Consider the following 12,038-nt stretch of genomic DNA (forward strand, 5'->3'; position numbering starts at 1 on the left):
TGCGCATGCAGCCTGGCCATGACCACAGCTACTACTTCATCGCCAGTTTCATCGGCGAGCACATCGCCCATCACGCATTCAATTTGAAATCGGTATAGGCAAAGCGTCCATCGCGCAGCACGCTGTCGCCGCGTGCGATGGCGATGGGGTGATTGAACATCGGCCCGGCAAACACACAGGTGTGAAACTCACCGTTCTCGCCGCAGGGGTCAATGTGCTGGGGTAGGTCGCGCAGGAATGCGGTATCGAACACACGCCCTGCAAATGCAGCGTCCAGTTGGGTGGTGTCCACACAGCACAGCTGCGCGCGCAGGCCACCGGCAATCATCGTGCGCGCGAGGTGTGCGGTGTCGCTGCCAAACACAGGGAACAGTGGCGTGATGCCCAGGGTTGCGCACAGGGTTTCGCGCCAGACACGAATGTCGGGCAGGAATAAATCGCCATAGGCGATATGCACAAGTCCCGGCCAGCGCGCTTGTGCGCGCCCAACGGCGTCGCTGAAACTGGCGATGTAGGCGGCGTTATCGGCCGCCTGCGGGATCCAGGCTTCGATCACCGGCAGGCCCGCCGCCTGTGCTTGTGCGTGCAGCAGCTCACGGCGAATACCTTGCATCGAAATGCGGTCGAAGCCTTCGGTCAGCGTGGTGAGCAGGCCCACCACGTCGAATTCGCCACGCTGGCGCAGCGCATGCAACGCCCACGCAGCATCCTTGCCGCCGCTCCATGAAAGCAGGGTGGGTATCATGCGGATGGTGCGCAAAAATCAGGCGGCGGCAACGTCGCGCAATTGCCAGCCGTGGCCGGCCAACAGCGCCATGCGCTGGCGCAGCAGTGCGGACGGCAGGTGGGTGACCACTTCCAACTCCACATGCAGGTCGTTTTGATGCCCGAGCACTTGCGCGTCGGGGTCGGTGGCACCCAGCGCGGGATCCACATCATCGGGATCGCTCTGCTTTGCACTCCAGCGTTCGAACAATGTGCTGGTGCGCAATGCTTGCTGCAGCTCATCGGCAAAGCCATCGGCACCTTGCGAGTGGAAGCTCAGATCGGTGTCGCCGCCGCGGGCCATGGCGGGATCAGGCAGGCGGATGTAATAACGGGTAGGCATGAAGGATCCGATTGCGAGGGGGTGTGGAGATGCAAGCTGACATCCTGGCAGCCGTGCTTAATCGAACTTGCGCGGCTCGGCAGCAAACGCCAGCACGATGGCCCCCTTGCCCACGTTCACCAGTCCGCTCAGGCCCATGAAGCTTTCGAACACCTCTACATTGTGTTCGGTACATGTGGCACGCAAACGGTCGTAGCCGGGTAGTTTGCGCATATCGTTCAAGTCGCCGCCGTAACTCAGGCTCATGGTGGGGGTCAGCAGGCCCGCACGCACTTGTTTACAGGCGAAATCGAACATTTTTTCGGTGGCGGCGTTGAACCCCTTGACCTTGGCTACCGGGCCGGTGTCACCCTTGTTGCAATGCAGGATGGGCTTGATGTCCAACGCCGTGCCCAGCGCCGCGCTGAAGAAGCTGACGCTCTTGTCACCACGCTTCTTGATCCGGTTGCGCAGGTAATGCAAATCCGGCGGCACCATGTAGCCTTGAATATTGCTGGCCAGGCTTTCCAGGTGAGCACGAATCTTGGGCGGTGTTTCACCCGCTGCACGCATGCGTACGGCTTCAACCACCAGCACGCCGACCGCCGCAAATACGTTTTGACTATCAATCACACGCAATGCAAACGGGGTGGTGTTGCCGGACTGTGCACGAATCGGCTTGTAATCGTTGAGGATCGAGTAGCTAGCTTGCACCGCGTTGTCGTGAATACCGCTGCGCGTGCGGGTGGTGGTGATGCAAAACACGTAATCGTAGTCATGCACCAATTTACCCAGGAACAAGTCGTGTACTTGCTGCACGGTGTAGGGCGTAGTTTCGGCCTCGAATGCGCGTTCGGCGGTTTCGCCGGTGAGAAAGCTCATGGTGGCTTCCTCATTGCGGGTATCGGCTAGGATCGCCTGCCCGATCTGGATCGTCACCGGCAAGATCACGATCTGTTCGCGATCGATAAAATCATTTGGAAGATCGCAGGCCGAATCAGTGATGATGCCGATACGCATTTCACACCCCTTGAAATTTAAGACCATCCACTGATCAACGTACCGTAAATGTGCGCGTTTTGCACCGATCGGCATCACGTTTCGATGTTGCGATGCCGCAAACCTTCACCTGCAATGAACACTAGTGGCATGCTGAACGCCGTAGCCCCGCATCCACTTGGACGATGCGCCGGCAAGAGGGCCATTCCGTAGGCCGACAGGAGACCAAAAGAACACGCATGAAAAGCAAACAAGACATTGTCGGCAATTGGCTGCCTCGCTATACCGGGGTGCCGCTGGACGGCTTCGGCCAGCATATTTTGTTGACCAATTTCGGCGGTTATCTGGCGCATTTTTCCAAGATGACTGGCGCGCCGATTGTGGGGTTGGACCGGCCAATGCCCAGTGCCACCATCGACGGCATCACCTTGATCAATTTCGGCATGGGTAGCCCGAATGCGGCCACGGTGATGGACCTGCTCTCGGCGATCTGCCCGAAGGCGGTGTTGTTTCTGGGCAAATGCGGCGGTTTGAAGCGGAAAAACCAATTGGGTGATCTGGTGCTGCCGATTGCCGCGATCCGTGGCGAAGGCACCAGCGACGACTACCTGCCACCACAAGTACCGGCGTTGCCTGCGTTTGCGATGCAGCGCGTGATTTCGACCAGCATCCGCGACCTGGAGCTGGATTACTGGACCGGCACCGTGTTCACCACCAACCGCAGGGTGTGGGAGCATGACGATGAGTTCAAGGAAAAGCTGCGCACGATGCGTTGCATGGCGATTGATATGGAAACCGCCACCATCTTCGCAGCCGGCTTTGCCAACCGGATTCCGTGTGGCGCGCTGCTCCTGGTGTCCGATCAGCCGATGATTCCGGAAGGCGTGAAGACTGAAGCCTCCGATGCCAAGGTGTCCGCCGAGTTCGTGCAAAACCACATCAAGGTTGGTATCGAAGCACTCAAGCTGATTCGCCGCAATGGCAAGTCGGTACGGCATTTGAGGTTCGACGAGTGAACCCGGATATGGCGAAGGGTTTACTGGCGTTCTGGCGCGAAGCCGGCATGGGGAAATGGTTTCGTGGTGGTGCAGCATTTGACGCCGAATGTCGCGAGCGCTGGCAGGAGGCACATTTTTCCGCCGCCCGTCGTGAATGTGATGCTTGGATGCAGGCGGCCGACAGTGCGCTGGCACTGGTGGTGTTGCTGGATCAGATTCCGCGCAATATTTTTCGCGGCAGTGGCCATGCCTTTGCCACCGATCCGCTGGCTTTGCTGCATGCCAATCATGCAATCGCCGCGGGCTTTGATGCGCAGGTGGATCCTGCGCTGCAGATGTTCTTTTACCTGCCGTTTGAACATTCGGAGGTGTTGGCCGACCAGCAACGGGCGGTGGCGCTGTTCACCGCGCTGGATAATCCCGATTTGCTGGGCTATGCGGTGGCGCACCGCGACGTGATTGCGCAGTTCGGCCGTTTCCCGCATCGCAATGCTGCGCTCGGGCGCACCAACACGCCCGACGAGCAGGCGTGGTTGGATGCCGGTGGCGGGTTTTGATCAGTAGCGCGGCACCGATGAATCCAGCTCTGCCCACGCCACAATCCCGCCGGTCACGTTGTAAAGCTCCTTGAAGCCCAATGCACGGAAGTGCTCGGCCGCTTGCTGGCTGCGTGCGCCGGCTTGGCACAGGAAGGCCAGTGCGGTGTCCTTCGGCAGTGCTTCAATTTCTTCCACGCCGTCATCGAAGGTGCGGTGCGCGACCGGTACCTGCGCCAGTGCGCGTTCCTCGGCGGGGCGCACATCGACCAAGGTCAACGTGCCGGCCTGCACCCGTTCACGCACTTGCGCCGGGGTCAGTGGCTTGACCTTGGCGGGAGCGTTGGGGTTGTCGATGATCAAGCCTTTGCCACGTGCATCGTCGGCCCAATCAATGGTCAGGCCGCGTGCGCGTTGGGCGCTGACTAGATCGAACTGGGCGCGGATACCGGCGGCCTCCGTGGCGATGGCCGTGCTATCCACCGGGGCCAGTTGCAGGCGTGCATTGAAGCCTTGATCGACCTCGATTTGCAGTGCATAGCCCTCGCCGGCATTGGCAAGTGCTTGCTTCAGCATCTCGGCGGCGGCATCGGTAATCGTGATCTGCGGTGGCGTGCGGTCGGGTGCCGGCAGCCCCAGCGCCGCGTGCAATTCACCGCTGGCAGCCATCTGGGTGACGATGTCACAGCCCCCGACCAGCTCACCATGGATGTACAGCTGCGGGATGGTTGGCCAGTCGCCGTAAATTTTGATGCCGTCGCGGATGTCCGGATCGGCCAGCACGTTGACATGGGCATAGGTCGCGCCGGTGGCATCCATCGCCGCGGCGGTCTTCGCCGAAAACCCGCATTGCGGGGCCTCCGGCGTGCCCTTCAAGAACAGCACCACCGGGTTGGCAGACAGAACGGATTCAATGCGGGCGCGCAGGGCGGGGTCGAGCGACATGGGGCAAGTCCAAACGCAATAAGGAGAGTTTGCAATTCTACGCCGCCAACGCTGGCGGCAGGCTGACCGGGATCAAGAGGCAGCAAGCAAGCCTTTTGCGACCGGCAGCACCGCATCGACCCAGCGGGTGTACTGCACCGCCGCAGGGTGCAGCCCGTCCTCCACCAGCATTTGCAACGTGTCGCCGGCATCACGGCTGATGCCGGTGATATCGACAAAAGCCACGTTGTGGGTGGCACACACGGTCTGTGCAGCGGCGTTGTAGGTATCGATTTCCTGCGCGATACGGCGTGGGCTACGCAATTCTTGTCGTGCGAACGGGGTGACCCCCCAATCAGGGATCGACAGCACCAGCACGCGCTCTGCGTGCCCACCCGCCAGCGCGATGGCGCGTTGTAGCAGGCCAGTGAATTCGTCGATGTAATTGACCAGTGCACGCCCGCGGTATTGGTTGTTGACGCCAATCAGCAGGCTCACGAAGTTCCACTCGCCCAGCGGCTCGGCCGCGTCCATCGCCGCAGCCAATGCGTCGGTGGTCCAGCCGGTTTGGGCGATGATGCGTGGCTCGGCAACAGGGATACCGGCTGCGTGCAGGCGTGCAGCCAGTTGCATTGGCCAACGGTCTGTGCCGTCGACCCCTTCGCCAATGGTGTAGGAATCGCCCAGCGCAAGGTAGGCGAGGCGGCGCGACATCACGCCACCGCGCTTTGCCGCTGCGTGCGTTCGGCGCGGCGGGTCAGCACGCGGTCGATGCGAGTGAATACTTCACGCAGCATCGGTGCTTCGGGCAGCAATGTCACCCGGAAGTGGTCGCGATACGGCACGTTGAAGCTGGTGCCGGGCACGATCAGCACGTCTTCCTGCTCCAGCATTTCCAGCGCAAATTCGTGGTCGTCAAAGCCTTGCGCGGCCGCACCTACCACGCGTGGGAAGCCGTACAGCGCGCCTGCCGGCGGCACCAGCGACAGGTGCGGACTGGCCGCGCAGCTTTCGATCAAGGCCTTGCGGGTGTCATGCAGGCGGCCACCGGGGCGCACCAGCGCGCCAATGGTATCGGTGCCGTGCAAGGCTTGCTCAATTGCGAACTGTCCCGGCACGTTGGCGCACAGGCGCAGCGCGCCGAGCAGATCCAGTGCGTGGTGGAAGTCACCGCAGGCCAGCGGGTCGCCGCTCAGTACCGCCCAGCCCACCCGCCAGCCGCAGGCACGGTGCACCTTCGACAATCCGCCGAAGCTCATGCACGGCAGGTCGCCGGCCAGCGGCGCCACCGGTTGGAACACGGCATCGTCGTACAGGATGCCGTCGTAGATTTCATCGACCAGCAGCAACAGGCGATAACGGCGGGCGATTTCGACGATGCGCTCCAGCAGTGCGCGCGGGTAATTTGCGCCGGTCGGGTTGTTGGGGTTGATCAAGACAATGGCGCGGGTGCGTGAGGACACCAGTGACTCGATCTGCTCGGGATCGGGCAGGAAACCGTTGTCGCGGTCGCATTTGTAATAGACCGGGCGACCATCGTTGAGGATGGTGGCCGCCGACCACAGCGGGTAGTCGGGCGAGGGTACCAACACTTCTTCGCCGGGGTTGAGCAGGGCGCGCAGCGAGATGTCGATCAGTTCCGACACGCCATTGCCGACGAACACGCGCTCCGGCGAGGCATTGGGCGTGCCGCGCTGCTTGTGGAATGCAGCAATCGCCTCGCGCGCTTCCGGCAGGCCTTGCTGATGGGTGTAGGGGTCGGTGCGGGCGATGCCGCCGGCGATGGCGGCTTGCAGATGTTCAGGCGCACGGAACCCGAACGCGCCAGGGTTGCCGATGTTCAGTTTGATGAGCTTGCGGCCCTGGCCTTCCAACTCCCGCGCTCGCCGTGCCAATTCCCCCCGGATTTCATAGCGAACTTCGGTCAAACGGGTACGGGTGGCGATCTTGTTGCGGGGGTTGAAGGTGGACATCGCGGCAAACAGAGCGGAAGTGGGAGGCTAAGCCTAACGGAAATAGGGCGGAAGGCGGGATAAACACCGCGACAAGTACGGTTGCTGCCGGGCGCAAACACCGTTCAAGGCTAGAATCCGCCGGATGCACGCAATTTTTCTTCCATGACACCCCTGTCTGCCATCGGCTGGCACTGGACGCCAGCAACGCTGCCGCCAGCTTGGGCCGCGTTGGGTGCCGCGCATCCGCAGGCGCGGCCGGCGCGGGTGGTGGAGCAGCATCGCAGTGGCTATCGGGTTTCTGAGGTCATCGACGTCGTGCATCCGGCGGAATCGTTGCCCGAATGGCAGCGCGCCGGCAGTTATCGCAAAGGCGAGATCAACCCCGAGGCGCGACCGGCGGTGGGCGACTGGGTGTTGGTGGAGGGCAGTGCGCCCAAATCACTGCGCATCGTGGCTTTGTTGCCACGGTTTTCGGCGATCAAGCGCGGCGCCGCCGGCGAGCATTACCGCCAGCAAGTGATCGCGGCGAATATCGATACCGTGTTTGTGGTGTGCGGTCTGGATGGTGATTTCAATCCGCGCCGGATCGAACGCTACCTGTTGTTGGTGGGCGGCAGCGGGGTGCAGCCGGTCATCGTGCTGACCAAATCCGACAAGCCCGAGGCCGAAGTGGAGGCAGCCTTGGCGGCGCTGCGCACGCTGGACGTGCCGGTGCTGGCGTTGAATGCAAAAGACCCCGCCAGTGCCAGTGCGCTGGCGCCGTGGCTGGCGGCGGGGCAAAGTATTGTGCTGGTGGGGAGCTCCGGCGCGGGTAAATCCACCCTGACCAATACCTTGCTTGGCAATGAAAAAATGAAAACCGGCGCAGTGCGCGAGCGCGATGCACGCGGCCGGCACACCACCACCCATCGCGCCTTGATGGCCTTGGCATCTGGCGCATGTTTGATCGACACCCCCGGCATGCGCGAGCTCAAACCCACCGGCGAAGAAGATGTGGCAGAAAGTTTTGCCGACATCGAAGCCTTGGCGCAGCAATGCAAGTTTCGCGACTGCAAGCACGCCAACGAACCCGGCTGCGCAGTGCGCGTGGCGATTGCATCTGGCGTGTTGGAGGCGGCCCGCGTGGACAACTTTTTAAAGCTGGAGGCAGAAGTCGCCGGTGCAGCCAATCAACTGGCCACGCGGTTGGCGCAGAAGGCGCAGGCACGGGTGCAGGGCAAGGCGCTACACAAACGGCCGGATGCAAAACATGACCTCCACTGACCCCATCGCCCACCACGCCGCGCTGGATCTGCGCATGGCCAAGGCCGCCAAGGGCATACGCTTGTTGAGTCTGGTCAGTTGGCCGGCCAGCGAGCAGCAAACCTTTCTGGCCGACTACGCGCAAGGCCGCGCCACGTTGCCGGTGTATCAATATCCCAAGCATGATTTTTCCGATGCGCGCCGCGAGTTGGCGGCGATTGCCGCCGCCGCCGATCCGGCGCATCCACTGGGCATTTATTTGATCGAGTCGGCGCACAGCTGGCAGCAAGCGGCAGCACTGTTGGAGCAATTGGGCACACCGAAGGTGGCAGAATTGTCGGTGGCGTTATTCGGCACTCCCGATCACACGCTGCCGGGCGGGGTGACCACGCGCGAGGCCGCGCAGCATTTTTTGTCGGTAGCTGGCGAGCTGGACAGCGAATTGTTATCGCCTGCCGAGCAGGTGGAAATTTCCGCCACCGCGCTGGCATTGCGCTTGCAAGCACAGCTGGATGATTTTTTTGATGCGCGGGTGATCGAGGTCGAGCTGGACCCGGATTTGATTGCCAAGGCTGCGGCCGGCTCGCGCAAGATTCGTATTCGCGCTGGCGCAGCGTTTTCCGATTACGACATGCAGCAACTGTTGCAGCACGAAGCATTTGTGCATTCATTGACCGCATTGAACGGGCAGCAACAAAGCGTATTGCCCAGCATGGCGCTGTCCTCGCCGCGCAGCACCGCCACCCAGGAAGGTTTGGCGGTGTTTGCCGAGTTGATCACCGGCAGCATTGATATCGAGCGCATGAAGCGAGTCAGCCTGCGCATCGAAGCGGTGGCAATGGCGATGGAAGGTGCGGACTTCATGCAGGTGTTCCGCTATTTCCTGGATGCCGGACAAAACCCGGTGGACAGCTTCACCTCGGCACAGCGGGTGTTTCGTGGCGTGCCCACCAGTGGCGGCATGGCGTTCACCAAAGACACCGTGTATTTGCGCGGTTTGATTGGCGTGCACACGTTTTTCCGTTGGTCGCTCAAACACGGTAATTTGCGCCAATGCCGGCGTTTGTTTGCCGGCAAAATGACCTTGGCCGATGTGCAGCGGTTTCAACCCTTGTTCGACGACGGCAGCTTGCAAGAACCGCGCTGGCTGCCGGCGTGGGCGGCGCGCGCCAATGGCTTGGCCGGCATGTTGGCGTTCTCGCTATTTGCCAACAAGATTCGCTTGGATCAAGCGATGAATGCCGAAACGGTGAGTGATTTTTAGCGCATCGCCACAGCCGGCCGACGCACCCATGCCACGTTGGTAAGCCGTGCGGTTTCCCTAATCTTTGTGGCGAACCACGGATCGTTATTCCGGAACATGGCTAGGTATCTTGCGTGCATTGCTGGAGAGCGGCGCGAATCCGAATCAATCGCTGGTCTCCTACCGAGGCGAACCCGAGTTCATGTTGCACGCGCTTTCGCAGTTTGGCGTTGCCCCGGGGATCAGGTTGATGCTGGAATTCGGTGCGGATCCGAACTTGCTGCAGGACAGCGATACAGCGCTCGATATTCAGTCCTTCGACCAATGCTTTACCGAGACCTGCCAATTACCCGATGAGTACAAGGGGCGCGTACTACCGGAATATCCACTGCCAACAACGAATGAGTGCGACGAGCATGACGGGCTGGTCTACCAACGCTGGCTGATGTCGCAACACCAGCGCGCCCATGCCGTTCTTCGCAAGGCGGGCGCGTTGCATGCGTGGGAATTGAAGGAAGTCCCTCTCAATGAAACGCTATGCCTATACCCCGACACCGCAGGCGGCCTGTTCACACAGGTAGGAAGGCCGGATGCCGCATTCCATGCGCGTATTGGCAGCACACTGCGTGTACGGATTGCCAAATGGGCGGCGTGCTACATCGATCCTGACGTGGCTGGATATGACTCGCCCGAGGTTCGACGGTTCGACTACGCCGCCGCTTTGCGGGAAGCACAAGCCATCGGGGAAGCCTTGGCGCCGTTCATTGCTGACAACGTGAAAATCGCAACGTATATGCCGACACGCGACAGCATCGCAGCCGGTTGCACGCGTGGCGATGGCTACCAATGGAACCGTGTCACCCGGCAATGGGACAAGGCCAGCTGCTGGGAAGGAACGCCCGTCCAATCCTGAAATCAGGAGACGACAAATGCATGAGGCGCCGCACCATCTCAGGTTTTGCGACGACCCGAAGGCAATCTTGCGGGAATCGAAAACGAAAATCACGAGGCAAGGCCATGGAAATCTCGCAGATCGAAGCACGCCAGCTGCTGGAGTTGAGCGCGCTCTGGCCACATTCCGAGTGCGCGCCAAGCACGCAACGCGTGGCTATCGTTCGCGTGCTGGCCGTGCGCGTGGCGGCGCTGATGCCGGGCTGGTTGGACGAGATCGCCGCCAAACCGATCCGCATCGAGGACGATGGCACGTCGCGCCGTGTGCATTTCGTTGCGGGCTTCCGCTACGGCTACAGCCGGGCGACCAGGGAATTTTCCGCCGCATTCCTGCAGAACAACGGTTGTTGGGCCTTGGCGGACATCGAACACGATGACGGTCGCGCCAATTTCGACCCGCTGATCCCCAGCCCCACATGGAACCGCCGGATCGGTTACGCGCTGCTGGACAAGGCGCGCAAGGTACTGGTGGATGCCGTCATCGCGCAGGTGGGTGCGGAATGCAATGAAGATAACGCCGTGGCCATTCGCGGGACTGTCGATTTCATCGCGTGGCAGGCATGGCGCATCGCGGGGTTGGCCCGGCAGGTCCCTGCGCACTTTCCAACGAAACCCATGCGTGCGCTGCTGGCACAAGCACTGGCCATCGAACCTGCCTTGCTGGCGCTGGCCCGCAAATGCCGCATCAGCGTGCATCGCCATCCCATCACCAACCGTTTCCTGACCTTCGTGTGGCGCCACCGGGAGGCGTTGGAGCGTATTGAACGGCAAACGCCACAACTACTGTCGTTCGTGGCCGAATACATGTTCACGCACGGCGTTCCCGACGCCGACCCCACGCAGGCCGCAAAGGCATGGCTGCGTGCGCATGGCGTGACCCGGCAGGCAAGTCTGCTGCTGGACACGCAGGGCGTGCGGCCATTGCGCGGCTTTGTGGAGTCCTTTGCCGGCGACGAGCAGTTGGCCGCGCTGGCGTTGGCGTTGCGGTTGGCCCAAACCGGGCATGGTGTGCAGCGACCGTCACGCGCCGCTTACCGCGTGCTGTCGCAGGTCTGGCGTCACACCAGCGCCGACGGGATCCGGCAGTGGTTCGCCAAGCTTCCGCAGCAAGTGGCGGTGCAGTGCGTGCGGCGGGCGGAGTGCGCGCAACATCCTGCTGCGGTTGCCGTGGCCCGTGACGAAATTCGCCGTGTGGTGGCGTGGTGGTTGCGCATTGCAGATGCGCCTCCAGCAGGTGCGGTCACTGGCAGTTGGCAGCGCTGGCTGCAACTGGTCAAAGCTGCCCAAACCCGCAAGCGGCTGGCATTGCAAGCCGTCAGTTGGCACAGCCCAGTCAACGAGCTGGTGCATCACAGTGGCAAGGCGCGTGCATTGACCAATGGCTTGGCCTTGTACGACGAGGGTGAGACGATGCGGCACTGTATCGATGGCTACCGTGATGATTGCATCAACGGTACGTTCTTGGCCTTTCATGTCGAGTTCGAAAGGGATGGCAAGCCCCGCCAGGCGACGGTTGGCTTGGTGAAGCGTGAACACCGCTTTTTCAAATGGCAGGTCAGCGATGTCTGCGGTGTTGCCAATGCCAGATTTGGCCGGGAATGGCCCGAAATTGCCAAGCAATTGGAGGGGCTTTGCAATGTGCGCGAAATGGTGCGAGCGCGCCGCGAGGCCGCGCGTCGCGCAGCGATGATGCAAGGGGTGACGTGGATGTGTGTGGCGTTGCCAAGCTTCAAGGATTGGCGCGGCAAGGCAACTGCGATCACCAGCACGCAGGCGCTTGTCGATTACGGCAAGACCCTGTGGTGCGACATCCAGCACTACGCCGAGGAATGCGCCAGCGGGCAGGCGCAGGCGTATCGCGTCGTCATCGAAAACCGATACGCATGGAAAACCTATGGTCTAGATCGCTACGAGCACTTCGTTGTGCTGCTACGGAAACATGCAGCGGGCTGGGCGGTTGCCGATGTGCGCACCACCCACGGCATGCGCTACCAGCATTCGCCGATCGAACCGTTTGCCCTAAAACTGGCCGCAGCCTGCAACCACACAGATCGCGTCAACGATGGCATTACGCAAGCAGCGCAGTTGCGAGTGGCGTGAGTG

Annotated in this window: 11 protein-coding genes and 2 pseudogenes; 7 read left to right on the plus strand and 6 right to left on the minus strand. The window is 61.5% G+C overall.

Annotated features, from left to right (window positions below; all coding sequences use genetic code 11):
* A pseudogene (locus QWB57_RS02585) lies at positions 1-98 on the plus strand (S-formylglutathione hydrolase); the annotation flags it as partial.
* Here the strand turns inward: QWB57_RS02585 and QWB57_RS02590 are convergent.
* Genes QWB57_RS02590 through QWB57_RS02600 form a run of 3 tightly spaced genes read right to left on the minus strand, consistent with a single transcriptional unit; the run spans position 71 to position 2,107 of the window.
* A complete protein-coding gene (locus QWB57_RS02590; RefSeq protein ID WP_288968219.1) occupies positions 71-745 on the minus strand; it encodes an adenine nucleotide alpha hydrolase in 675 nt (224 codons plus the stop codon). The pseudogene QWB57_RS02585 and the gene QWB57_RS02590 overlap by 28 nt on opposite strands.
* Before the next feature lie 18 nt (positions 746-763).
* Positions 764-1,108, minus strand: a complete 345-nt coding sequence (locus tag QWB57_RS02595; RefSeq protein WP_288968220.1) for a hypothetical protein — start codon at positions 1,106-1,108, stop codon at positions 764-766.
* A gap of 57 nt (positions 1,109-1,165) precedes the next feature.
* Positions 1,166-2,107 (minus strand): DegV family protein, encoded by a 942-nt coding sequence (locus tag QWB57_RS02600; RefSeq protein ID WP_288968221.1) that lies wholly within the window; start codon positions 2,105-2,107, stop codon positions 1,166-1,168.
* Positions 2,108-2,325: 218 nt separating this feature from the next.
* Between QWB57_RS02600 and QWB57_RS02605 the strand changes: the two genes are divergently transcribed.
* Both QWB57_RS02605 and QWB57_RS02610 read left to right on the plus strand, forming a co-directional pair.
* A complete protein-coding gene (locus QWB57_RS02605; protein WP_288968222.1) occupies positions 2,326-3,102 on the plus strand; it encodes an AMP nucleosidase in 777 nt (258 codons plus the stop codon).
* Positions 3,103-3,110: 8 nt separating this feature from the next.
* The gene (locus tag QWB57_RS02610) at positions 3,111-3,641 is read left to right on the plus strand and encodes a DUF924 family protein (RefSeq protein WP_223625988.1); all 531 of its coding nucleotides are present in this window, start codon (positions 3,111-3,113) and stop codon (positions 3,639-3,641) included.
* Here QWB57_RS02610 and grxD read toward each other — a convergent pair whose 3' ends face one another.
* From grxD to QWB57_RS02625, 3 genes are all read right to left on the minus strand, one after another.
* On the minus strand, positions 3,642-4,565 hold the full coding sequence (grxD, locus tag QWB57_RS02615) for a Grx4 family monothiol glutaredoxin (protein ID WP_223625990.1): 924 nt from the start codon (positions 4,563-4,565) through the stop codon (positions 3,642-3,644).
* Positions 4,566-4,637: 72 nt separating this feature from the next.
* Entirely contained in the window at positions 4,638-5,258 is a 621-nt protein-coding gene (locus tag QWB57_RS02620; RefSeq protein WP_288968224.1) for an SGNH/GDSL hydrolase family protein, read from the minus strand.
* Complete coding sequence (locus tag QWB57_RS02625; RefSeq protein ID WP_223625995.1) at positions 5,258-6,517, minus strand: aminotransferase class I/II-fold pyridoxal phosphate-dependent enzyme; 1,260 nt, start codon at positions 6,515-6,517, stop codon at positions 5,258-5,260. The genes QWB57_RS02620 and QWB57_RS02625 overlap by 1 nt, the downstream gene beginning before the upstream one ends.
* 195 nt (positions 6,518-6,712) lie before the next feature.
* Here QWB57_RS02625 and rsgA point away from each other — a divergent pair.
* From rsgA to QWB57_RS02645, 4 genes and pseudogenes are all read left to right on the plus strand, one after another.
* A pseudogene (gene rsgA / locus QWB57_RS02630) lies at positions 6,713-7,762 on the plus strand (ribosome small subunit-dependent GTPase A); the annotation flags it as partial.
* On the plus strand, positions 7,749-9,005 hold the full coding sequence (locus QWB57_RS02635; protein WP_288968226.1) for a flavohemoglobin expression-modulating QEGLA motif protein: 1,257 nt from the start codon (positions 7,749-7,751) through the stop codon (positions 9,003-9,005). The pseudogene rsgA and the gene QWB57_RS02635, both read left to right, overlap by 14 nt.
* Positions 9,006-9,186: 181 nt before the next feature.
* Positions 9,187-9,897 (plus strand): hypothetical protein, encoded by a 711-nt coding sequence (locus QWB57_RS02640; RefSeq protein ID WP_288968228.1) that lies wholly within the window; start codon positions 9,187-9,189, stop codon positions 9,895-9,897.
* 104 nt (positions 9,898-10,001) lie between these two features.
* Positions 10,002-12,035: a hypothetical protein gene (locus tag QWB57_RS02645; protein ID WP_288968229.1), complete on the plus strand. Its 2,034-nt coding sequence runs from the start codon at positions 10,002-10,004 to the stop codon at positions 12,033-12,035.
* Positions 12,036-12,038: the final 3 nt, after the last annotated feature.

Source organism: uncultured Thermomonas sp. (assembly GCF_937872235.1).
Classification (GTDB): domain Bacteria; phylum Pseudomonadota; class Gammaproteobacteria; order Xanthomonadales; family Xanthomonadaceae; genus Thermomonas; species Thermomonas beijingensis.